Origin of the sequence: Peptoniphilus sp. (assembly GCF_050943655.1) — a bacterium.
In the GTDB taxonomy this organism is placed as follows: Bacteria; Bacillota; Clostridia; order Tissierellales; family Peptoniphilaceae; genus Peptoniphilus_A.
Genome location: NZ_JBMNPQ010000019.1, coordinates 1 through 24,277, shown reverse-complemented (window position 1 = coordinate 24,277; position 24,277 = coordinate 1). Strand labels below are relative to the sequence as shown.

Sequence of the window (24,277 nt, the reverse complement as noted above, 5' to 3'; positions counted from 1 at the left end):
TTTTTCGTATAAAAGTTTAGGAACTGGAAGTTTATTTTCTTCATTTTTAATTTTTTCTGCTCTAGAAACTGCACTATTTAATTTTAAGATAAATTCTTCTTCCGTTAAATCCTTAGTTTCTGTTCTAAGTAGTATCCCAACTCCTTCTTCTTCTGAAATATTTAGTAATTTTTCCTCATTTCTTTTTCTAAATCCACTATCCAGTTTTTTAGAAAATTTGACGAATTTATCAAAGGGAAATATTACAAAATATTTATCGGGAATGGCAACTTCTAAAGTTAATTTTAAGCCCTTATTATCAGGCATTTTAATAACCTGAAGAATTAAAATATCAGATTCGTTTACAGAAGAGTCTTTGTCAAGCTGCAAAAATCCAATTCCATTATCTCCTAAATCCACAAAAGCAGCGTTTAAATCTCTATCTATATTTTTAACTCTTGCTCTATAAATATTTCCTATTTCATCACTTGTTATGTTCATGATTCTCATTAGCTTATTATTTTTTACATAGCCCATGAGATTACTTTCATAATCTAGAAATAAGTAGTTGTCTATATTATTTTCCGAATATTTTTTGAATCCACGATTTTGATTCTGCATCTTTACTTCCTTCGCCTTCTGTTTTATCTGTATTAAAGCTTTTCTCGTCTAAACTAAAATCTTCTCCATTAATAAATTTAATGATGTTTTCTAGTTCTTCTCTTTCAAAGTTTTTGAATTCATTCTTAATCTTTACAACACCTATAATAGTTGCAAGCTTTAAATCACTCTTAAAACTTTTATAATCTTCCTGGTTAAATTTATTAATTTTATTTATAAATACGCCAAGTTTTAATTTTTTATTTACTTTAAATGATTCAAAAATAATCTTCTCTAAATTTCTTTTTGAAACACCTCTCATATCTGTCGATATAATTAAAAAGTCTAAAATTTTAGAAATTTCTTTAATGTATTCTACATTTCTAGGTAAATCAATAATTATATTTTCGTATTCTAATCCTTCAATCTTTTTTCTAAACTCAGAAACTTCAAAATCGCTAATATCTTTACTCTGACTTGCTGGCAAAAAGTCAAATGTCTCCGTCTTTGATATAACTAAATCTTTGTCCAATCCATCATAAAAGTCATAAATATCATATATAATGTCGCTCTCATTTATGAGTATATCTATTGTTCTAAAACCGTTATTAAAATCAATTAAAAGTGTATTTTCTAAATTTTGTGCTAAATCTATGGCAAGACTAGTTGAACCAATGCCGCCAATAGAAGGTATAAGTCCTATTATTTTCATTAAATTAAACCCTTTTCTAAAAAGCTATAGTATTTATTGTTTCCAATGATTATATGATCGACAATCTCTATTCCAAGTATTTCTGCTGAATCCATAAGTTTATTGGTAAGTCTTATATCTTCATCAGATGGAGTAGGATCACCTGTTGGATGATTATGTAACAGGATAATGCTGTGTGCATTATCTTCAATAGCTGCTCTAAAAACCTCTCTAGGATGAACTATTGTCATGTTGATAATTCCTTTAGATATCTCTCTGATATAATTTATTTCTTTCTTTGTATTTAATGTCATTATGCGAAAATGTTCAGATTTAAGCGAACTCATCTCACTCATCACATAGTTTGCCGCAATAGATGGTGATGTGATTCTCATTTTTGTATCATATTGTGACTGAGAAAGCCTAACTCCAAGTTGAACTGCAGCAAGTATCATGGCAGCCTTTGCTTCACCTATGCCCTCTACCTTAGTGAGATCTTTAAGTGTCGCATTTTTTAGTGCATTAAGTCCGTCTCTATCATTTTCTGATTTAAGGCTTGTAAACATATTCCTTGCAATATCTATGGCAGTGTCTCCCTTTTTTGATCCAGTTCTTATAATTAAGGCGACAAGCTCTGCATTTGATAAAATTTCTGGTCCATATTTAATTAACTTTTCTTGTGGCCTATCATCCTCAGGCATCTGTTTAATAGTGTAATTGACAAGATTTCTCTCCAATTTTAGCACCTCATTAAATCAATATTAAAAATCCTCTTTAAGTCGTCATTAATTTTAGAAATCGGAAGCCCAACTACATTAAAATAGTCTCCATCAAATTTTTCAATTAATAGTGAACCCTTCTCTTGTATTGCATAGCTTCCAGCTTTGTCTTTATATTCGCCAGTGTCTAGGTAATTTTCAATATCATCGTCTGTTAGATTTTTAAATTTTACAGAAGTTTTTACAAAGTCTAAATACTTAATCTTTTCGCTGAGTAGAATTAGAGCATAGCCACTGTAAACATTGTGAGCTTTTCCGCTTAACTTTTTAAGCATCTCTCTTGCGTCATCTCTATCTTTTGGCTTGCCCAATAACTCTCCATCAATCTCAACCAAGGTGTCGCAAGATAAAACCAAAGAGTCCTCATTTTCACGTGCTACTGCCATTCCCTTTTCGAAAGCAAGAGCCATTACAGTTGTATTTGCCTTAACTTCGTTATTTTTAATTTCTTCAATATCTGGTTTTATTATTTTAAAATCAATAAATTGTCCTAAAATCTCTTTTCGCCTAGCAGATCCTGATGCCAATATAATTTCTTTCATTTAATTCCTCAAATTTCTCACATTAATATTTTTAACTATATAAATTGAACTTAAACCTACAAAAAATCCTGTAAAAATTCCAAGTATCACAAGTACTGGCAAATACGCCATGATAGCTTTCGACTGCATTATGAAGCTTGCAACTAAAACTTGCCCCAAATTGTGAAAGAATGATCCTATTTCACTTATGCCGATTAGCGTTAAATATTTACTTAAATATTTGTGCGCAAGTATCATGAATATAGAGCTTAGAATCGCTCCTCCAAGTGAAAAGAAAAAGCTAGATACAGCTCCTGTCACAAGAGTTAAAAGCACTGTCTTAAAAATTGCAATAAAAAATCCTTCTTTGTATCCAATGGCAACTATAGCTACAAGAACTACTATATTTGAAAGTCCAAGTCTCGCTCCAGGGATTGCAACAGGAAGTGGTATGACGCTTTCAAATAATCCGACGACTATTCCAAGTGCAGATAATAATGCTAAAAAAATTATTTTTTGATTTTTGCTCATTTTAGAATCAAATCCATCTCATCAGTGTCATCGTCACTATCTGAAACAATTTTTACAAGTAGCCTATTTGGAAGACAAATAATATTGTCACCAACATCACTAATTTTTCCCATGTGAACACATATCTGGTCTTTGCAATCAGATTCATACATATACACAAGTCCATCTTCAACTTTTACAATATTGTGACCATATTTTGTGTCGATGTTTATGCTTTCAGATTTTTTTGACAGTGGAAATTCTTTATAAATTTTTCCATCTACCGTTATTTCTACAATTTTATTGTTTGAATTTTCAGGTTTTTTTGTGGTAAAAAAATAAATTACAAGAGATAAAATTAATATTATCCCTATGACGACAAAGTCGCCTATCTTCATTGCTTTCATAAAATAATTATAACATATTTGCACATTAAATTTATAAAATCTATTCATGAGAAAAGACTGCTTAAGTGATAAGCAGCCTTCATTCTAAATATTAATTAGATTTTTTTCATTTAAATTGTTGAGTACATTTACTAGAGCAAACTTGATGTGATAAAAAGAAAGTCCACCTTGAAAATAAACATAGTAAGGCTCTCTCATTGGCCCGTCGGCAGAAAGTTCTATTGACGATCCTTCAATAAAATCTCCCGCTGCCATTATTACTTTGTCCTCATAACCTGGCATATCCCATGGCATTGGTGTAAAAATTGAATCCACTGGTGAAGAAAATTGAATAGATTTGCAAAATTCTTCAAGTATCTCTGGTTTTTTAAGTTCAATCGCCGTAACTATATCGCTACGAGGATCATCTGTTGCTGGAATTGTTCTAAATCCTAATTTTTCAAAACATTTTGAAAATAACATTGCACCTTTTATTGCATCTTCAACTATTTTAGGCGCCATGAAAAGCCCTTGTAAAATTTGTCTTGTCATCCCAAAAGTTAGTCCGCACTCCTTACCTATTCCAGGAGCTGTTAAAAAGCTTGCCGCTCTATCTACTAATTCTTTTTTCCCTACAACATAGCCTCCCGTATAGGCAATGCCTCCGCCAGGATTTTTTATCAGTGAACCTGCCATAATGTCTACTCCATATTCTGTTGGTTCAGTTATTTCTGTAAACTCTCCATAGCAATTATCGACAAATACTAATAGGTCGCTCTTTACTTTTTTTATTTCAGAAACAGCTTCTGCAAGTTCACTTACAGTAAAGGCACGCCTGTTAGAATATCCAGTTGATCTTTGAAGAATTGCAAGCTTAGTATTATCTCTAATATTGTTTTTTATCTCATCTATATTAATTGAATTATCAGCAAGAAGAGGAATTTCAGAATATTCTATTCCTGAATTTATTAGTGAGTCAGGGTCATTTCCACGAATTCCGATAACTTTTTGTAGCGTGTCATAAGGTGTAGAAGTAATTGAAAGCAAATGATCTCCACTTCTTAAAATTGATCTTAATGCCAAAGAGATTGCATGTGTACCAGAAACTATATTTGTTCTAACAAGTGCATCTTCAGTCTTAAAAATATTTGCATAAATTGCCTCGACCTTGTCTCTTCCAACATCTCCATATCCATATCCTGTGGTCCAATTAAAGTCAGTTGCTTGTAGTTTTTCATCTTGCATTGCTTTTAATATTTTTACTTGATTGTACTGTGAAATATCTGATAATTCGTCAAATCTATCTTGAAGTGATTTTTCACAAATATTAACAAAGTAAGTCACATTTTCATCTATGTTGTATAAATTCTTAAATAAGCTCTTATATTCTTTCAAGTCTCTCTCCTATATAGTCTTCCATCTCTTCTATTAACTTTTCGTCTTCGCGCTCAAACCATTTAATTCGACTATCTCTTCTAAACCAAGTGAGCTGTCTCTTTGCGTAATGGCGTGAATTCTTTTGAATTTCTTCTATCATTTCATCCAGAGTATAATTGTCATCGAGATAATCAAAAATTTCCTTGTAGCCTATAGCCTTCATTGACTGCGAATCTCTCGTCAAATTATATTTATCTATGGCGTATTTTGCTTCATCTACAAGTCCCATGTCAATCATCTTTATTACTCTTTCATTGATTCTTTCATAAAGTTTTTGTCTATCCATGTTAAGCGCCATGTAGATTAAATTGTAATCATTATTTTCTTCTCTAAATTTACTGCCTTTAATTTCTCCATTTTTAGAAATCTCAAGTGCTCTAATTATTCTCTGATGGTTGTTTGGGTGAATTTTTTCTGCCTCTTTAGGATTTAACTTTTTTAATTTGTTGTGAAGAAAGTCTTGATCTTCATCTTTTGCCATATCCATTAGTTTATTTCGATATTCAAAATCTTGTGAAGTGTTGGCAAACTCCAAATTATAAACTATTGAATTAATATAGAGTCCAGTCCCTCCAACAAGCATTGGAACTTTACCGCGATTATTTATATCTGTAATTAATTTTTTTGTCATGTCTTGAAATTCTGCAACCGAAAAGTTTTCATCAGGAGTTACAATATCTACCATGTGATGTAAAATATTAGTCTCATCAAGTGAAATCTTTGCTGTTCCAATGTCTAAATCTTTATAGATTTGCATAGAGTCACAAGAAATTATTTCGCAGCCAAATTTTTCTGCTAATTTAAGAGAAATTTCAGTTTTTCCAATTCCTGTTGGCCCAGTTAGAATAATTAAATTCTTCATTTTTACTCCCTCAAAAATAACTTAGCTATACTTTTATTTGATACGTCTATAATCGTAGGTCTGCCGTGTGGACATGTATAAGGATTTTCGCATCTGCTTAAGTCTTCAATTAGTTTTTCAATCTCAATATTTGAAAGCTTGTCATTTGCCTTTACAGCTCTCTTGCACGCCTTCTTCATAATTTTATAAAGATCTGCTTCATAACTTGAAGAAATATTTTTATCAAGCGAGTCAATTATATCTCGAATAAAGTCGACATATGTTGGAAGTCCAAATATCATTGGAACTTCACGAAGCACTATTGCTCCATCGCCAAAGTCTTCTATATTAAATCCAAGATCTTTAAATATTTCGATGTGACTTTCGAGTTTATCGTACTCTTTTGCATTAAGCTCAATAATCTCAGGCTTTAAGAGTATTTGAGATGAAATTTCTTGATTTAGATAAAGCCTTCTATATCTCTCATACCAAACCCTTTCGTGTGCTGCATGTTGATCCACTATATAAGCTGTGTCTTTATCCTTATCCTCTAAAAGTATATATGTGTCAAATAATACTCCTGCGATTCGCGAGTTGAGAATATTTTCGTCAATTTGTTTATCTTTTATTTCTAAGAAACTTGCCTCTTCGACTTCTACATCACTTTCATCTGCTTTAAAATCATTGACTGCCGCGTCAACTACATTATAATCACTTTGTGATTTGTCATAATCATTAGATTCTTCAGTCTCTGGGAAAAATGAAACGACACTCTCTTTAAAAGATGTTTCGTAATCATTAGAAGTCTCTTTATTATCTTCTGTTTTTTCTTCTACTTCTATATCACTTGCATCCTCGGAGTCTTCTTCATAACCAAATATATCAAAGACATTTAAGCTTTCTTTTTTGTCTTCAAAATTAATTTCTCTAATACTCCTATTTGGATATATTACATCTTCTACTACTTCTGTAATAAGTGCCAAAAGAGTTCTCTCGTCGTTAAATTTAATCTCATTCTTCTTTGGATGAATGTTTACATCAATGAGGCTCGGTGGAATCTCCAAGAACAAAACGAAGCATGGATATCTATTTAGAGGTATCAAAGATCTATACTTAGACTCAATTGCTCGAGATATTTCTAGATTTTTAACATATCTTCCGTTTACAAATATATATTGATTGTCGCGAGTGGATCTAAATAATTTATTGTTTGAAAAATAGCCATGAATCTTATAATTCTCTGACTCAAATGAGCCTTCCAAAAGATTTGCCGCCATTTCTTTTCCCAAAACGCTAAAAACTCTATTTGTATAATTTGAAGTTGCAGGCGCACTTAAAATATTTTTCCCGTCTTTTATTAAGTCAAAGGAAATATTTTTATTGGAAAGGGCAATCTTCTGTACAATATCAATAATATTATTTATCTCGCTTGAATCTTTTTTTAAAAACTTTTTTCTAACTGGTGTGTTATAAAATACGTCTTCTATAATAAAAGTAGTGCCCTGTGGCATTCCAATTTTATTCTTCTTAACAACTTTTCCATTTTCCACAATTGCCATTGTGCCAGCCAGCTCATCTTTTGTCTTTGTCATGAGCTTAACTTTTGCAATTGTAGAGATACTTGCAAGTGCCTCTCCTCTAAAACCAAGTGAAATTATTTTACTCAAATCATCGATATCGCGAAGTTTAGAAGTTGAATGCCTTAGGAATGCATTCTCAACATCATCTTCCAAAATTCCAGATCCATTATCAGAAATTTTTAAATAATTTGTACTCTCGCCTTTAATCTCTATGGTAATTTTATCGGCACCAGCATCAATTGAGTTTTCAACTAACTCTTTAATTATGGACGCAGAGTTTTCAATTATTTCTCCCGCTGCAATTTTTGAAATTGTTACATCATCTAAAAGTGCTATTCTCATGATAACTCCTTGGACTCTTCAATTATCCTATTTAAAATATTAAATGCCTCTATTGGATTAATATTTAAAATATCTATATCTTGAAGCTTCTCAATAAACTTCTTTATTTCTGGATTTGTCTCTACTTTTTTTATCTCGCTATTTTCAGAAATATTCTCAACAAAACCTTCATTATCTTTTTCAATTTCATTTAATATAACATTTGCTCTATCAATAATTGAGCTCTCTATTCCCGCAAGTCGTGCAACATCAATTCCATAAGAATTGTTTGAATATCCATTTATTATCTTGCGAAGAAATATAATGTCATCATCTTTTTTTTCTACAGCAATTGTAAGGTTTGTGATATTTGGATATTTGTCTTCTAAATAAACCAGTTCGTGATAATGAGTGGCAAATAGTGTCTTTGCTCTTATATTATCTGCGATATACTCTATTATTGCATTTGCAATTGAAATGCCATCAAAGGTACTTGTACCTCTTCCGACTTCATCTAAAATTAAAAGAGATTTATCCGTTGCATTGTCAATTATATTTGCAACCTCTTTCATCTCAACCATAAAAGTAGATTCTCCCATTGCCAAGTTATCACTTGCTCCAATCCTTGTAAAAATTCTATCTACGATTGAAATATTTGCACTCTCACATGGTACAAAAGAACCAATGTGAGCCATTATTACTATCAATGCAACTTGTCTCATGTAGGTTGACTTGCCTGCCATATTTGGGCCTGTAATTATGTGAATCATATTTTTATCTAGATCGAGAGAAGTGTCATTTGGCACAAAAGTCTCTTTTAAATTTTTTGTCTCTACAATTGGGTGTCTTCCGTTTTTTATCTCTATAATTCCGTCTTCATTAAGACTCGGTCTAATATATTTATTTTTAGAAGCCACTAAGGATAGAGAAATTATTGAGTCAAGGTCTGATAAAGAATCAGCAAGATTTTGTATATATTTAATCTCTCCTGTAATATAATCTTTTAAATCATTGTAATACTTAGATTGTACTTCAAGTGCCCTTTCTTTTGAGCCAATTAACTTTGATTCCATCTCTTTTAACTCGACAGAGAAAAATCTTTCTGAACCAACTAGAGTTTGTTTTCTGATATAGTCATCGGGAACACTATCTAAGTTCGATTTTGTGACTTCTATAAAGTATCCTAGAATTTTATTGTATTTTATTCTTAAATTCTTTATTCCAGTGCGTTCCTTTTCTCTTATTTCAAAATCTATAATCCAATTTTTGCCTTTTTCAGAAAGTTCGAAATATTCATCTAATTCGTCTGAAAAACCCTTTTTTATAATCCTATTTTCTTCAAGAGTTATGGGAGGATTATCTACTAACATGCTGTCAATCTTTTTATATAAATTAGATAGATCGATAATATTTTTTGCAAACTCATTTAAGGGACGACTTCCAGATTTTTGTAGTTCTTCTTTTATTTCTAGAGAAGCACTGATGCTTCTTTTAAGCGAATAAATTTCTCTAGGATTAATAGTGTTATTAGAAAGTTTTACGACAAGTCTTTCAATATCATAAACTTCTTTTAATAAATTTATAATATAATCTTGGAACAATAAATTTTCTGAAAAAGCTTCTATTAAATCTTGTCTATTTTTAATATCATAAATATTGTTAAGCGGTGACTCCACCCATTTTTTTAATTTCCTGCTGCCCATTGCAGTTGTGCATTCGTCTAGAACTTCAAGTAGAGATCCCGATTTTTTAAAAGTATTTAGACCTTTTAAAAGCTCCAATGTTCTCCTTGAGTTTTCATCAATTATTAAATAATTCTTGTTGTCATAATAATTAATTTTATTAATATGCTTTAAATTAATCTTTTGAGTCTCAAAAAGATATTTTAAAATCATATTGACAGATTTAAATTCTCTTACTTTTTCTCTTTTTAAAATTTCATCATAAGATTTAAAAAAGTCGTCTCCAAAATGTCTCTTTAAATCATCTATGTTAATTTGTGAAATCTCTTCTTCCGAAAACCTATTAATATAAAATCTATTAAAAGAAAAATCTTTGTCATCTTTTAAAAATTCATCATTATTTATCAAAAGTTCATTTGGACTTATCCTAGAGACTTCATTATTTAAAAATCCAAGTAGGCTTTGTCTATCTAAAAAAGTCTTGTTCGTTACATAAATCTCTCCAGTAGAATAATCTACATAAGTAAGATTAATGCTGTAGTTTTTTAAATAAACTGATAACAAGTAATTATTTTCGTCGCTTTTTAGATATTCGTTGTCTGTAAAAGTGCCAGGAGTAACAATTTTTGTTACTTCTCTTTTTACAATCCCCTTTGCAGTTTTTGGATCCTCCATTTGGTCGCAGATCGCAACTTTGTAACCTTTATTAATTAATTTAGAAATATAACTATTCGCCACATGATATGGCACTCCACACATTGGCGCCTTTTCTTCTAAACCTGCATCACGCTTAGTAAGAGTAATTTCAAGTTCTCTCGATGCAGTGAGTGCATCTTCAAAAAACATTTCGTAAAAATCTCCAAGTCTAAAGAATAGTATGGCATCTGGATTTTCTTCTTTCACAGATAGATACTGCCTCATCATTGGAGTTAATTTACTTTTATCCAAGCTTCTCACCTTCTAAAGAAAAACTGTTGGCATCTGTTATTTTGACATCTACAATTTTTCCTATATCGGACTCATCACCCTTAAAGTTTACAAGTTTAAATCCTTCTGTTCTTCCAGTTACATAATCATCTCGCTTCTTGGAGAAGTCTTCTACCAAAACTGTTACATTTTGACCGATTAGTGCTTTATTCTTCTTCTCTTGGATTGGATATAATACATCTAAAAGTCTTTCAAATCTTTCATGCTTAACTTTATCAGGTACTTGTTCCATCTTTGCTGCTGGAGTATTTTCCCTAACTGAATATATGAAAGTAAAAGATGTATCGTACTCTACTTTCCTGCAAAGATCTAGTGTATCTTCAAAGTCTTCTTCTGTTTCACCAGGAAAACCAACCATAATGTCTGTTGAAAGAGCTATGTCTGGATTTATGCTCTTTATTTTTTCTATTGTATTTAGATAATCTTCTTTAGAATATTTTCTATTCATTTTCTTTAAGACATCAGTTGATCCTGCTTGCACAGGCAAGTGTAAAAAGTTACACAATTTATCTAAATTTTTAAATGCCATTATTAATTCATCAGATATATCCTTAGGGTGAGATGTCATAAATCTAATTCTCTCAAGACCTTCAATCTCATTTATATCTTCTAATAAATTTGCAAAAGAATAATCAAAATCTAAAGTCTTGCCGTAGGAATTAACATTTTGTCCAAGTAGCGTAACTTCTTTTGTTCCATGAGATACAAGGTCTTCAATCTCTTTAATTATATCTTTTGGATTTCTGCTGGTTTCTCTACCCCTTGTGTATGGCACTATGCAATAAGTGCAAAAATTGTTGCATCCATACATAATATTGACGTAGGACTTAAATCCATAAGCTCTTGTCGCACCGAGCCCTTCATCAAGACCAATTGGATTTTCTTCAATATCAATTGCAAGCTTCTTCCCGTTATATGATGAATATAAAAGCTCTGGTAGTTTCCAAATATTATTTGTTCCGAAAATTATATCTACATTTGGAAATTTTTCAATTACATAGTTTCTTGACTCTTCTCTTTGCATCATGCAGCCGCAAACGGCAATTTTTAAATCTTTTCTCTTGTTTTTAATATTTTTTAAATTGCCAAGCTGTCCATAAACTTTATCCTCTGCAGAATGTCTCACAGAGCAAGTATTTACAACAATAAAGTCCGCATTATCTATCTCATCTACCATTGTATAACCCATTTTTTCAAGCAGCCAAATAATTTTTTCTGAATCATGCTCATTCATTTGACATCCATGAGTAATTACAAGGGCATTTTTCTTATCTATATTTTCTTTAATAAAGGCCATGTACTCATTTACATTGTCCTTTAAATCTTTAATTAAATCTGAATTTTCCATTTTATTCCTCATTTCATTATTTAATTATACAGTATATCTGAGCAAATAAAAGAGTATGTCAATGACATACCCTCAACCTAAAATTTCATTTAAATATCTAGCCACATAAACTCCACAAGCCGATGCCTGAGAAAGTGAGTGAGTTGCTCCTCCGCCATCTCCAACTACAAATAGACCTTCTTGTGATGTTTCAAAATTATTGTCAGTTTTTACTTTCGAGTTATAGAACTTAACTTCCACACCATAAAGTAATGTGTCGTCATTTGCAGTACCTGGAGCAATTTTATCAAGCGCATAAATCATCTCGATAATTGAGTCTAATTGTCTCTTTGGAATTACAAGTGACAAATCTCCAGGAGTTGCCTTAAGAGTTGGAACGGTAAAGCATTTTTCCATTCTTCTCTTATCAGATCTTCTGCCCTTTACTAAATCTCCAAACCTTTGAAGAAGGACTCCTCCACCTAACATATTTGAAAGACGGGCAATAGATTCACCGTACTCATTTGAATCTTTAAAAGGTTCTGTGAACTTATTGCTTACAAGAAGTGCAAAGTTAGTATTCTCGGACTGAAGTTTTGGATCTGCATAAGAATGACCATTTACTGTAATGATTCCATTTGTGTTTTCTGCAACAACTTGACCATAAGGGTTCATGCAGAAAGTTCTAACTAAATCATTGTAGCCCTTTGTTTGGTAGACAATTTTTGATTCATAAACTGCATCAGTGATATGTTTAAAAACTTCAGCTGGAAGCTCAACCCTAACACCAATATCAACTTGGTTAGAGTATAAATTAATATTAAATTTTTTGCAAACACTTGATATCCACTTAGAGCCACTTCTACCTGATGCTAGAACAAGCTTTTTACAATTAAATTCTTCTCCCTTATCAGTTGATATTTTATAAACTCCGTCTTCATAACATACGTCTAAGACAGTTGTGTTAAAAATCATATCAACATGATCTTTTGTATATTCGTAAACTTTTTCTAGAATTTTCACGTTTCTATCAGTTCCGAAGTGCCTTACCTTTGCATCCAGTAGATGTAGGTCATTTTTTAAAGCCAATGTCTTAAGTCCAGAATTTTTAGTCTGATAAAGCTTTGATGATTGTCCGTCAAAATCGCAAAGTACTTCGTCGACATATTCCATGAGTTTAATTGACTCTTCTCTACCTAAATACTCATGCATTTGTCCACCAAATTCTGTGGTGATATTATACTTTCCGTCAGAAAGAGTTCCCGCTCCTCCGTATCCATTCATTATATTGCAAGGTTTGCATCCAATACAGTTGTCAACTTTTCCTGTCTTTATTGGGCATTGTCTCTTGTAAATAGTGTTTCCCTTATCAATAACTAACACCTTTAGCTTAGAGTTAAGCTTTTTAAATTCATAGGAAGCAAAAACACCGCTGGCTCCAGCTCCAACTATAATTACATCATAATTTTTCACAATGATACCCCTTTTATTTATTAATTTTGTTTAAAAATTCTTCAAAACGAATTGGAAATTTATCTTGTATGTCTAATAATTCGCAGGTCATAGGATGCCTAAATCGAAGTCTCTTAGCATGCAAGAGCTGCGTATTAATATTCCATTTATTTTTATGTCCGTATACTAAATCACCAACTACAGGATGATTGATATGTGCAAGGTGAACTCTTATCTGGTGCATTCGTCCAGTTTTTATATTTACATCAAGTAGTGACACTTCCTCAAATTTTTTAAGTATAGTAAAACTAGTGTAAGCATCTTTTGAGTTTTTATAAATAACTTTCATCTTGGTCCTGTTATTTGGATCGCGACCAATTGGCTCTTCGATAACCACATTGTCATCAGGAATTCCATGAACAATGGCTATATAGTGCTTATCGATATCATGTTTTTTAAACATCTCGACAAGCGCATAATAAGACTCTTCTGTCTTTGCAATAACCATAAGTCCACTTGTATCTTTATCTAATCGATGTACTATGCCAGGTCTAAGTTCATTATACGGATCCGGAAGCCTATCTCCAAAGCGATATAATAAACCACTCGCCAATGTATTTTCAAGATTATCAGGCGTTGGTTGCACAGAAATTCCAATTGGCTTAGAAATAACAGCCAAATATTCATCCTCATAAAGCACATCAAAATCAATCTTTTTTGGTATAAGTTTAATTTCCTCTTCACGCTCAACTGTTATTTTATCTAAAAGCTTTAGAGAATATCCAGCTTTTACAACCTCGCCATTTACCCTAATCTTTTCGTTATTTATTTGTTTTTTTATTTGAGACCTATTTAAATCAAGAACATTTTCTAAATATTTATCAAGCCTTTGTGATACATCTTCTTCTGAAATTATAAATTCTTTATCTTTCATTTTTTTCACTTTTGTATTTATTTTTTGGATTGTCGTAAAGAACTATGCCAATGCAAATTAAAATAGTTCCCAACACAATAAAAACATCTGCAAAATTAAAAATAGCAAAATTATAATTGAAAATTTTTACACTAATAAAATCAACGACATAATGAAGTCTTATTCTGTCAATAAAGTTTCCAATAGTTCCGCCAATTAAAAGACTGATACTAAATAGATATATCTTTGGCAATTTTCTATAATTTCTAAAAAGATAGATAGTTAAAAATACTAAAACTATTATTGTTATGATTGTTAAAAAACTTCGTCTGCCCTGAAGTATTCCAAAGGCAGCTCCCCTGTTTTCAATATAGTAAAGTCTCAAAAAGTCATTGATTAAAACTAAGGGCTCACGTCCCATGAGATATGTCTTAACCAAAAATTTACTAAACTGATCTAATAATATTAGTATTATACTAAAAAGCACTACAAACATAGCTTCCCCCGTCACTTGTTGATTTTAATTTTAAGAACAATATTGCCTCTCTTGGTCTTTTTATAAAATTCATCAATTTGAAATCGTCCAAACTTTCTTACTGAGATTAAATCTCCTGCAGAAACTTCCACACTAGGCCTATCTTCAACAGAATAGTTTAGCTTAACTTCTCCTGATTTTATTTTATTTTTCGCATTTGATCTAGATATATTTAAACAGCTTGAAACGATACTATCGAGCCTTGGAGAGGCAACGATAATATCTTTATAAATATATTCTTTTTTTGGAATTTCTGATACGTCTTCTACTCTTTCGATTTTAACATTGTATCTAGAAATTTTATTTAAACTTAGTTCCACAAAACTAGATATTTCATTTTTAGCAAAAAAATAAGTGTATTTTCTCCCAATTAAAATATCACCTATTTTTTTTCGTTCTATACCAAGGCCGAGCAAAGACCCAAGTACATCCTTATGTTTAATTGTAGGAATTGACTCAAATCTAAAGATATCAATGTCCTCATTTAAAATATCAGTTTCATAACTTGGATAAATATAAATGATGCAGTTTTCAGCATCATTATAGCCGCCATCAACTTCATAAGAAATTTCGTCTTTAAATCTATTTAAGACAGATTTTGCCAAATTAACTTCATGAGGATTTAAAAAATCCGTTGACGACATTATAAAGCTACTCAAAACTATGTCAATTTTATCAATTACTCTGCGAATTTCTCTGCGTTCATCTATGGAATTGATATGACTTACTAGTTCGTCCTTATTGAAAATTACCAAGGAAACATTCCATTATTCTTTAATTGTTCTTTTAATCCATCTATTTCAACATTGTATGGAGCAAGAATAAATATATCTTTGTTAACTTTTTGCATTTTACCATCTAGAGCATAAAGTGCACCGCTGACAAAGTCAAAGATTTGTCTTTTAACTTCTAAATCTAATTGTTCAAAATTTAAAACAACTGCTTTGTAGTCTCTTAAATCATCAACAATAAGAGGTGATTCATCATAAGAAAGTGGTTCGTGAACTGTAATCACCATGCTTCCATCTGGGCTTGTCTTAACTTTGTTTTGTTTTTTGAAAAAGCTTGTGTGACTTGCTTCTGGTGTAGCAACTTCTTCAGTTTCTACTACTTCTTCACCATAATCGTCATCATCGTAGTTTTCATACTCATATTCATCAGCGAAACCAAAAATTTTCTTTAGTTTATCCATAGTTTTTTCTGCCATAATATCCTCCTAATTATAATTTCTATTTCCAAAAATTTTAGATCCGATTCTTACCATATTAGAACCTTCTTCTATTGCAATTTTGAAATCATTGCTCATGCCCATTGACAGGTATTTCATCTCAACATTTTTATAATCTTTTGATCCAATATCTTCAAATTTATTATTCATCTTTTCAAAACATTTTCTAATTAAATCTTCATCTGAAGTATTTGGAGCAATAGCCATTAAGCCTTTTATATGAATGTTTTGAAAATCTTCTAGCTTAGAGATGAACTCTTCTGTCTCCTCATATCTTATTCCTGATTTAGTCTCTTCATTTCCAATATTAATTTGCACTAAACAGTCAACTATAATGTCACTACTCTCGGCTCTCTTATTAATTTCTTTAGCAAGTTTAATTCTGTCTAGAGAGTGAATAAGTTTAACTTTATCATAAATATATTTAACTTTATTTGTTTGTAAATTTCCAATTAGATGAAAATTCACATCTTTAACAAGTTCAATCTTATCTCTAAGTTCTTGAACCTTATTTTCACCAAACTCTGTAATACCGAGATCTCTCACTCTTTCTATCATCTCTACTGGATGAGTCTTAGAAACTGCAATAAGCTCAACATCACGGTTAAAATGTGACTTTGACTTTGCATCTTCAATCTCTTCTAGAACTGATTCTAAATTCTCCTTTAAATCCATGTGATCACCTCAATTTAAAATCCTTGATTCATCAACAGTTCTTGGATTTATTACTACAGCATCATTTACTGTAACTGTCTTATATGTTTTTTCACCAATCTGAATTATAGATTGTTTATTTCCTCTATTAATAAATATTGATTCAGGCTTTTCGCTTACAATCTCTACGGGCACAAACCTTACAAGACCTTTAATTTCTTGAACAAAAACTCCAGTTACCTTATCTCTTTCTGTTAGAGTAGATTTAGGAATTTCATAAACTTTTGTCCTCTCTAGGACAATTTTTCCTTCATGAACTCTACTAGAGTACATATCTTCAATGTATCTATCTAAATCTACAATGATAACTGCCCTATTGCCTGTCTTATTTATCTTCTCGATTGTTCCATAAATTGTTTTGGAATCATCAAGTTCAATTCTAACTGTATCGCCAATATTATAATTTTTAATCTTTGATATATTGTCTACAGTCGCTGCAAGTTTCCAATCAAAGTTATCAATTATTTTGAAAAGCGCTTCATCTTTTTTTACTTGAGAATTCATCTCTGATCTTGAAAATCCGAAATCTTGTTTTAAATAATTGTAATCAATTTTATCCAATTTTTTTATATCGAATTTCTTTTCAGCTCCATCAATTTTATAAGAGACAATTCCTGAAAATTCAGCTTTGTATGAAACATTATATTTTTCTATAATATTTTCTAATTCGTTTTGCTTTTCTTTAAGCTCGGCCTCACTTAAGTCCATATATTCTTTTAGTTCTGAGGCACTATATGTCACCTTATTTTCAAGATTTAAAGAGTCTATATCATTATAGATGCTCGCATAATTCTTATCTCTTATTATTTCTTGAATTCCCTTATTAATTTTAAAATCACTTGTATTATCTTCTGGTTCTATGCCATTTTTAAGGTCAATAGCAGCTTTAATTTTAGAAAGTTGATCTTTATAAGATGAAACATCTTCCATTAAATTTAAGTAACAAACTTCATATCCTACAGGAACTTTTTGTCCCTCACTTGCATTAAAGACTGCTACCCCATCACCTTCGGAGTAATACACCTTTTCATTATAAATATTAAAAATCTTTGTTTTAAAGTCATCTTCATAAGTTGTCAGTGTTGGAAAAACTGTTTTATAGTCACTAAAAGTTCTTCCCCTTATAAATTTAATTATAAAAAAGATAACTAGTAAAAGAAAAATTAAAGCAAATATCCTTCTGTAAAAATATTTATTTTTCTTTTTGGATTTTGTGTTCAAAATACCACCTAATCGCTATTATTATATCATAAAGTAAGACTTATTTTATATTATTCGTAAAAAATTTGTTCAATTTCGTCTTTGCTTTTTCTAGTCATTAAATCTTCTACTGCTTGCATGGGATCGTAATTATCGTATAATACTCTATAAATCATATTTGTAATTGGCATCTCAATGTCTTTTTCTTTTGCAAGTTCATAAGCAGCCGTTACAGTCTTAATTCCTTCGACAACTTGACCTACTGTATCACAAGCCTCTTGCATAGATTTGCCTTCGCCAAGCAGAATTCCAGCTCTTCTATTCCTTGAGTGCATGCTAGTGCATGTAACGATTAAATCACCAATTCCAGATAATCCATTAAATGTGTGTGGGTTTGCTCCCATTGCCATGCCGAGTTTACTCATTTCATAAATTCCACGAGTCATAAGCGCCGCTTTAGTGTTGTCTCCAAATTCAAGACCATCATTCATCCCTGCAGCAAGAGCAATAATATTCTTTAGTGCTCCACCCATTTCAACTCCAACAAGGTCGCTATTCGTATAGATTCTAAAAACTGGAGTTGTAAATTCTTCCTGTACTATTTTAGCTGCTTTATCGTCCTTAGATGCAGCTACAACAGTTGTTGGAATATCTTTTCCGACCTCTTCTGCATGAGATGGTCCAGATAGAGCTACAAAGGAATTATTTGGCAAAAGTTCATTTGCTATTTCCGAAATACGCATATGTGTGTGTTGCTCAATTCCCTTCGACAAATTGACAATAATTGTATCTTTATTTACCTTGTCTTTTATTTTTGTAAGAACTTCTCTACAAGCAGATGTTGGAACACCTAGTACAAAAATTTCACAATCATCTAAGGTTTCGTTAATATCTGTAGTTAAGTAAACATCTCCATTAAAAAATGCTCCAGGCAAAAACTCTTTGTTTTCTTTGAAGTTTTTAATGTTATAAATAGTCTCTTCTTCTCTTATATAAAATTTAAGATTATGTCCCTTGTTATGAAGAAGTCTAGCTATTGCCGTTCCCCAGCTACCTCCACCTGCAACAGTAATATTCATTTTCTGCCTCCGATTTTATTTTCATTTCCGTTAATTATTCTTTTTATATTTGCCTTATGTCTATATATTCCAAGTAGTGCTATTAATATAATTATTATTAAGTTTACGCCACTAAGGCCAGAATAAATGCTATAAATTATGATTATTGAAATATAAAAAGCAATAGATCCAACAGAAACCATCTTTGTAACAATTGTCAAAATAAGCCATGATAAGTAACAAATAAATGTGAGTTTAAAATTAAAAAACGCAAGGGCACCAAGGGTAGTTGCTACTCCCTTTCCGCCCTTAAATTTCATATAAAAAGGAAAATCATGACCCAAAACTGCGGCCAATATTCCAAGAGGAATATATTCTTCGCCAAATAGTTTTTTTACTATAAAAACTACTAACATTCCTTTAAAAAAGTCAATTAAAAAAGTAGTTACTCCAGCTTTTTTGCCCAAAACGCGCATTGCATTAGTAGTGCCCGCATTTCCTGATCCATATTTTCTGATATCTTTTTTTAAAAACAAATTGCCGATTATATATGAACCTGAAATACTTCCTACTAGATAAGAAATAATAAATACGACTAGGTATGTCATTGTTTTGCTCCGCGATTTTTAAGATCTAATATAATTGGGGTTCCATCAAAAGAGAAAGTAGTTCTAATTTGATTTTCCAAATATCTCACATATGAAAAGTGGAATAGCTCCTTGTCATTGACAAATAGAGAAAATCTCGGTGGTCTGACGCTAACCTGAGTTCCATAATAAAGCTTTCCTCTTCTACCTTTATCAGACGGAGGTTGATTTGCAAGAACTGCTCTATTTAATATATCGTTTAATACTCCCGTTTGAATTCTGTGGTTATAATTGTTATTTACTACTTCAATAAGATCCAAGAAGTCATTTACTCTTTGACCAGTTTTTGCAGATATAAAAATAATTGGCGCATAGAATAAAAATCCAAGCTCTGTTCTAATTTGATTTTCAAATTGCTTCATGGTTTTTGTTTCTTTTTCTATTGCGTCCCATTTGTTTACTGCAATTATTATTGCCTTATTATTTTCATGGGCAAAACCTGCAATTTTAGAATCCTGTTCTGTAACTCCAACAGTTGCATCTATCATTAGAACACAAATATTTGATCTCTCTATTGCCGTAAGTGTCCTTATGACAGAATATCTTTCGACACCTGCTTCAATCTTTTTCTTTTTTCTAAGACCAGCTGTATCGACAAAAATATATTCGTTGTCCTTGTATTTAACAACAGAGTCAATTGAGTCTCTAGTAGTTCCTGGAATATCAGTAACGATTGCTCTTTTTTCTCCAGTTAAATAGTTTAACAAAGAAGATTTTCCAACATTTGGTTTACCCATTAGAGTAACTCTAATTTTATCATCATCTACAAGTTCATCTACTGGAGTTAAATCTTCTACAACGATGTCTAATAAATCACCAACGCCAATTCCCTGCTCTGCACTTATGCCAACAGGCTCTCCAAGACCAAGCTCATAAAAATCATAAATATTATCCTTAGTCATTTTTGAATCAAATTTATTTACAGCAAGAACTACTTTTGTTTTAGTTCTTCTCAAAAAATTTGATATCTCTCTATCAGTGGGATTTACTCCCTCAGCACCATCTACGACAAAAATTACAACGTCTGAAGTTTCTAAAGCAATATCTATTTGCGCCTTTATGCTTGACATAAATATATCTTCATCTTTTAAATCTAATCCACCAGTGTCCACCAGCAAAAATTTATAATTAAGCCAAGATGCTTCTTGGTATATTCTGTCTCTAGTAACACCAGGTGTGTCTTCAGTTATTGAAATTTTTTTACCAACAATTTTATTAAATAAAGTGGATTTACCAACATTAGGTCTTCCTATAATTGAAACTATGGGCATTTCCATATAATCACCCCTATCTTAATTATTATAACAAATGAAATTTCTATATTCAATTTACTATTGTGCTTTTTGTCATAATTTTGAAAATGTTTTAAGTTTTTAAATTCTGCCATTAACCTGAGCTTTTTTAATTGAGATTCAATATTTTAAATAGTATAATTTAGTTGGTGATAATATGGCGAAAGTTATTAATGATTTGCGCGAAGCACAAGATCTTATGAATCTTTCTTTATATGCGGGCGCTTTATTAATTCAAAACGGTGCTGAGAGTTATCGTGCTGAAGATACTGTCGAGAGAATGTGCAGATCTGTTTCTAACATCTCTAGAGTCTCAGCCTATGCACTGCCTTCAGCAATTTTCTTAACAATTGAATATGACGGTGAAACAATAAGTAATTTTAGAAAGATTACTATTTCAGATACGAACATGAATAAGATCGACAAAGTAAACTCCTTCTCGAGGCACTTCGTAGCAAAAGACTTTTCAATTATAGAATCCTATGACATATTAAACGAGATAGATAACGAAGATGAAAATCCTATTAACCTACACATTGGTGCAGGTATTGCAGCTCCATTTTTCACAATACTTTTTGGTGGAAATTTTAGAGACTTTTTGCCGAGCATGATAATTGGATTTTTAATTAGCATTATTCTTTCGCAAATTAGCAAATATAAACTTTCTTTTTTTATGAACAATATTATTGCCGCATTCATCATCTCAGTCTTAGCAATTATATCTGTAAAGCTAAATATCGGAGAGAACACTGACCTTATTATAATCGGAGATATAATGCTTCTTGTACCTGGTGTTGCCATTACAAACTCTGTTCGTGATATTATGAGTGGCGAATTTATTACTGGCGCCATCACAATGATTAAAGCTTTTTTCATTGCCCTTGCCATTGCTTTTGGCGTCGGACTTGGCCTTAAAATTATGGGGTATTTGTTATGAATTATTTTCTTGAATTTTTTGTCGCTTGCTTTGGCACATTTGGATTTACAATATATTTTAAACTTCCAAAAAATGTCAGGGGCACAGTTTCAATTCTAAGCGGACTCATTTGGGTTACTTATAAATATATTTTGATAAATACAAACAATTATTTAATAGCGGGACTTTTGGCTTCCATAATTATTGGAGTCATCTCAGAGACCCTTGCAATTTATTTTAAAAAACCTGCAACAGTTTTTTCACTGCCATGTTTAATACCACTTGTGCCAGGCGCAGGAATGTATTACATCATGTACTACTTCATCGAATCTGACTACGACATGATGACTACATCTCTTATTAATACAGTCCTAACAACAACGGGCCTTGCGCTTGGAATTATATCATCACAAGCAACCTTTAGACTCTTTCGTCAATTAGTTAAAGAAAAAAAGAACCTTCGATAAATCGGCATACCGACTATCTGAGGTTCTATTATTTTATAATAAATTTTGAATTATTTTTGTTCCGGCAATTAATGTTCCAATTGACGATCCAATATTTGCCATTATTACAACGAGCAGAGCCTTTAAAAATTTATTTTTAAACCAAGATTTTAATTTAAAAATATCTTCTGGAATATTATTTACATCTTCCACAGTTGGTTTTCTAACTGTAGCCTCTACAAGGCCTGCAAACCAACCACAGGCAAGTAATGGATTTACTGATGTAAATGGCGCAACTACTAGTGCTGTAAGGACACTCAGTGGATGTCCAAGACTTAATATTGTAAATCCTGCTGCAAAGAGTGAGTTAAATATAACCCATGACTTCAACTGATTCATTCCTGTGTTTATGCTTGTGTAGAATGAGTAGACTATTAGAGCAACAATTAATACCGGTATAATCCAAGGTAGCAATTTGCTCCCAAAAGATTTCTCAGGTATTACATTTAATGCATCTATGTCTTGTTCTTTAAAGATTTCTTTTTTTACTCCTGGAGTATGGGCAGCTCCTAAAACGGCAACTACTTTATCTCCAGGTGCATTTTTTATATTATAGGCAAGATATTCATCTCTCTCGTGAAGAAGAGTATTGGCAATTTGTGGATAGCTCTTGCCAAGATCATCAATTACATTTTCCAAATTGTCTTTTTGAATTAATTCTGACAAATCCTCTTCTGAAACTTCTTCATCGTCATCTGCAAAAATTAATGAGACTGTAAGTTTTATCTTTTCAAAAAATCCCATGTGTCTCCAAATTCTTTTAAATGTAGTTTGAATATCTCTATCTGCCAAAACAAGTTCTGCTCCAACTTCATCAGCAGATTTCATTCCCTGAACCATCTCTTGTCCTGGGTTTGTCTTTAATTTTTTAGCAACTCTTTTTTGGTAGGAACTCAAAATCAAATTCGCAATTAACATTGTAACTTTTTTTTGTTTAATAACATCGATAATATTGGTGTTTTTCCATGCTTCTGGATTTTTTAAACTTGCGTATCTTCCTTCGTCAAGCTCAATACATACAGAGTCTGGTTTTTCTTTCTCAATTGTCTCTTTCACAAGCTCTGCACTTGCAACAGAAACATGAGCTGTTGGTATCAATATTATTTCTTTGTTATTATAATTAATTCTTATTAAGCTATCTTCCATATTTCTCCCCAAACGGTCAGTGATATTTAGTCAATTTTATCATTTATTTCAAAAATTTTGCCGTTATTTTTATTGAAAAAAGTTAAATTAATCTCTTTGTCGTTGATTTTTTCACTCATGAGCACAAAGTCTTTTCTTTTTAATTGTCTTATTCCATCATTCTCAGAAATACTAAAATCACTAAGATGATTGCTTGATGAATTTAATAAATCAATACAAAAAGCATCTAGTGCATTAATTCTATTCATATCTTTTGTTTCTAATTCTATAGCCTCATCATAATCAGGTGAGTTTAGAATTTTCATTCTATTGTCAATGTAGCTACTTGTCATTTCTTTTTCAAAAAAGATATTTTCATATGCACTTAAATAAAATTTATTTAACTCTAATAAATAGTTATTTCTCTTCTTTAAAACTTCAGAATTGGAGCTGTCATTTAATAAAATGGACTTAACCAAGTAATTATCTCCATTTTCAATATAATCAAGAATACCTAGATTTTGAACAACTCTAAAATTGTTTCTAGAAATCTCATAGTTTAAATCTTCATTTATATATGAATTTAGAGCAATTGGCAAAAATATTATATTGTCTTTGTCGTCCTCTTCCGTCATGTTGTCATCGAAGAAATAACTATCAAGTGGTTTAATATTATTTGTATCATTAAAATTTGAATAAGAAAAATCAAAATTGTTCTCTTGTAATTTTATATGTGTATTTAAAAGTTCTTCTTTCATGTTAGATATCTTGTTTCTTTTATCTGTCATTACTCCGAACTTTGTAATTTCGCTGTCAATTCCTTCAATTTTTGATTTTTTTAAACTTATCTCTTCTTTTAAAGATTTTTCACTAGATTTTTCGTCTTCTAATTTTTTTGTAAGCGCTGAATTTTCGCTGGAAAGTTCTAAGTAAGTTTTATCAAATTTTTTATTGTCCCTTATGGAAAATAAAGTGATCACTACAGAAATAATTATTAGGGCAAAAGATAATCTAAATTTATTTCTTTGCTTCATTTTTATCACCTTTTTC

25 protein-coding genes are annotated in these 24,277 nt (G+C 31.2%); 2 read left to right on the top strand and 23 right to left on the bottom strand.

Going from position 1 to position 24,277, the window contains the following annotated elements; all coding sequences use genetic code 11:
- The 21 genes from ACOX6R_RS03390 to der all read right to left on the bottom strand — a co-directional run.
- Window positions 1-600, bottom strand: a 600-nt coding sequence (locus ACOX6R_RS03390; protein WP_433447239.1) for a ribonuclease E/G, incomplete at its 3' end; no start/stop codon positions are given.
- Entirely contained in the window at window positions 557-1,291 is a 735-nt protein-coding gene (locus tag ACOX6R_RS03385) for a hypothetical protein (RefSeq protein ID WP_433447237.1), read from the bottom strand. The genes ACOX6R_RS03390 and ACOX6R_RS03385, both read right to left, overlap by 44 nt.
- Entirely contained in the window at window positions 1,291-2,007 is a 717-nt protein-coding gene (radC, locus tag ACOX6R_RS03380; protein WP_433447235.1) for a RadC family protein, read from the bottom strand. Before radC ends, ACOX6R_RS03385 begins: the two co-directional genes overlap by 1 nt.
- A gap of 2 nt (window positions 2,008-2,009) precedes the next feature.
- Window positions 2,010-2,591 (bottom strand): Maf family protein, encoded by a 582-nt coding sequence (locus ACOX6R_RS03375; RefSeq protein ID WP_433447233.1) that lies wholly within the window; start codon window positions 2,589-2,591, stop codon window positions 2,010-2,012.
- Window positions 2,592-3,101 carry a Gx transporter family protein gene (locus ACOX6R_RS03370; RefSeq protein ID WP_433447232.1) on the bottom strand — a complete coding sequence of 170 codons (510 nt, stop codon included), beginning with the start codon at window positions 3,099-3,101 and terminating at the stop codon, window positions 2,592-2,594.
- Complete coding sequence (locus ACOX6R_RS03365) at window positions 3,098-3,487, bottom strand: NusG domain II-containing protein (protein ID WP_433447230.1); 390 nt, start codon at window positions 3,485-3,487, stop codon at window positions 3,098-3,100. Before ACOX6R_RS03365 ends, ACOX6R_RS03370 begins: the two co-directional genes overlap by 4 nt.
- Window positions 3,488-3,571: 84 nt before the next feature.
- Window positions 3,572-4,861 carry an aminotransferase class I/II-fold pyridoxal phosphate-dependent enzyme gene (locus ACOX6R_RS03360; RefSeq protein ID WP_433447228.1) on the bottom strand — a complete coding sequence of 430 codons (1,290 nt, stop codon included), beginning with the start codon at window positions 4,859-4,861 and terminating at the stop codon, window positions 3,572-3,574.
- Entirely contained in the window at window positions 4,848-5,765 is a 918-nt protein-coding gene (miaA, locus tag ACOX6R_RS03355) for a tRNA (adenosine(37)-N6)-dimethylallyltransferase MiaA (protein ID WP_433447226.1), read from the bottom strand. The genes ACOX6R_RS03360 and miaA overlap by 14 nt, the downstream gene beginning before the upstream one ends.
- A 2-nt stretch (window positions 5,766-5,767) precedes the next feature.
- A complete protein-coding gene (gene mutL / locus ACOX6R_RS03350; protein ID WP_433447224.1) occupies window positions 5,768-7,666 on the bottom strand; it encodes a DNA mismatch repair endonuclease MutL in 1,899 nt (632 codons plus the stop codon).
- Window positions 7,663-10,284, bottom strand: a complete 2,622-nt coding sequence (mutS, locus tag ACOX6R_RS03345) for a DNA mismatch repair protein MutS (RefSeq protein WP_433447222.1) — start codon at window positions 10,282-10,284, stop codon at window positions 7,663-7,665. Before mutS ends, mutL begins: the two co-directional genes overlap by 4 nt.
- Window positions 10,268-11,662, bottom strand: a complete 1,395-nt coding sequence (gene miaB / locus ACOX6R_RS03340) for a tRNA (N6-isopentenyl adenosine(37)-C2)-methylthiotransferase MiaB (RefSeq protein WP_433447220.1) — start codon at window positions 11,660-11,662, stop codon at window positions 10,268-10,270. The genes mutS and miaB overlap by 17 nt, the downstream gene beginning before the upstream one ends.
- Window positions 11,663-11,734: 72 nt before the next feature.
- Entirely contained in the window at window positions 11,735-13,114 is a 1,380-nt protein-coding gene (locus ACOX6R_RS03335) for an NAD(P)/FAD-dependent oxidoreductase (RefSeq protein WP_433447218.1), read from the bottom strand.
- Between the two features lie 13 nt (window positions 13,115-13,127).
- Window positions 13,128-14,027 carry an RluA family pseudouridine synthase gene (locus ACOX6R_RS03330; protein WP_433447216.1) on the bottom strand — a complete coding sequence of 300 codons (900 nt, stop codon included), beginning with the start codon at window positions 14,025-14,027 and terminating at the stop codon, window positions 13,128-13,130.
- Complete coding sequence (lspA, locus tag ACOX6R_RS03325; RefSeq protein ID WP_433447214.1) at window positions 14,017-14,502, bottom strand: signal peptidase II; 486 nt, start codon at window positions 14,500-14,502, stop codon at window positions 14,017-14,019. Before lspA ends, ACOX6R_RS03330 begins: the two co-directional genes overlap by 11 nt.
- Before the next feature lie 11 nt (window positions 14,503-14,513).
- Complete coding sequence (locus tag ACOX6R_RS03320) at window positions 14,514-15,296, bottom strand: RNA-binding protein (protein WP_433447212.1); 783 nt, start codon at window positions 15,294-15,296, stop codon at window positions 14,514-14,516.
- The gene (locus tag ACOX6R_RS03315) at window positions 15,290-15,748 is read right to left on the bottom strand and encodes a cell division protein SepF (RefSeq protein ID WP_433447210.1); all 459 of its coding nucleotides are present in this window, start codon (window positions 15,746-15,748) and stop codon (window positions 15,290-15,292) included. The genes ACOX6R_RS03320 and ACOX6R_RS03315 overlap by 7 nt, the downstream gene beginning before the upstream one ends.
- A gap of 9 nt (window positions 15,749-15,757) precedes the next feature.
- Complete coding sequence (locus ACOX6R_RS03310; RefSeq protein ID WP_433447208.1) at window positions 15,758-16,444, bottom strand: YggS family pyridoxal phosphate-dependent enzyme; 687 nt, start codon at window positions 16,442-16,444, stop codon at window positions 15,758-15,760.
- A 9-nt stretch (window positions 16,445-16,453) separates the two neighbouring features.
- Window positions 16,454-17,704, bottom strand: coding sequence for an HlyD family efflux transporter periplasmic adaptor subunit (locus ACOX6R_RS03305; RefSeq protein ID WP_433447206.1), 1,251 nt, complete (start codon window positions 17,702-17,704; stop codon window positions 16,454-16,456).
- Between the two features lie 50 nt (window positions 17,705-17,754).
- Window positions 17,755-18,762, bottom strand: coding sequence for an NAD(P)H-dependent glycerol-3-phosphate dehydrogenase (locus tag ACOX6R_RS03300; protein ID WP_433447204.1), 1,008 nt, complete (start codon window positions 18,760-18,762; stop codon window positions 17,755-17,757).
- Window positions 18,759-19,349 (bottom strand): glycerol-3-phosphate 1-O-acyltransferase PlsY, encoded by a 591-nt coding sequence (gene plsY / locus ACOX6R_RS03295; RefSeq protein ID WP_433447202.1) that lies wholly within the window; start codon window positions 19,347-19,349, stop codon window positions 18,759-18,761. Before plsY ends, ACOX6R_RS03300 begins: the two co-directional genes overlap by 4 nt.
- Window positions 19,346-20,665, bottom strand: a complete 1,320-nt coding sequence (der, locus tag ACOX6R_RS03290) for a ribosome biogenesis GTPase Der (RefSeq protein WP_433447200.1) — start codon at window positions 20,663-20,665, stop codon at window positions 19,346-19,348. The genes plsY and der overlap by 4 nt, the downstream gene beginning before the upstream one ends.
- Window positions 20,666-20,837: 172 nt before the next feature.
- Here der and ACOX6R_RS03285 point away from each other — a divergent pair, with 172 nt between their 5' ends.
- A complete protein-coding gene (locus ACOX6R_RS03285; RefSeq protein ID WP_433447199.1) occupies window positions 20,838-21,617 on the top strand; it encodes a threonine/serine ThrE exporter family protein in 780 nt (259 codons plus the stop codon).
- Window positions 21,614-22,063, top strand: a complete 450-nt coding sequence (locus tag ACOX6R_RS03280) for a threonine/serine exporter family protein (protein ID WP_433447197.1) — start codon at window positions 21,614-21,616, stop codon at window positions 22,061-22,063. The genes ACOX6R_RS03285 and ACOX6R_RS03280 overlap by 4 nt, the downstream gene beginning before the upstream one ends.
- Before the next feature lie 33 nt (window positions 22,064-22,096).
- On the opposite strand, the gene ACOX6R_RS03275 is transcribed toward ACOX6R_RS03280, so the two are convergent.
- Window positions 22,097-23,248, bottom strand: coding sequence for a TraB/GumN family protein (locus ACOX6R_RS03275; RefSeq protein ID WP_433447195.1), 1,152 nt, complete (start codon window positions 23,246-23,248; stop codon window positions 22,097-22,099).
- A 26-nt stretch (window positions 23,249-23,274) separates the two neighbouring features.
- Window positions 23,275-24,261 carry a hypothetical protein gene (locus tag ACOX6R_RS03270; RefSeq protein WP_433447193.1) on the bottom strand — a complete coding sequence of 329 codons (987 nt, stop codon included), beginning with the start codon at window positions 24,259-24,261 and terminating at the stop codon, window positions 23,275-23,277.
- Window positions 24,262-24,277 lie beyond the last annotated feature (16 nt).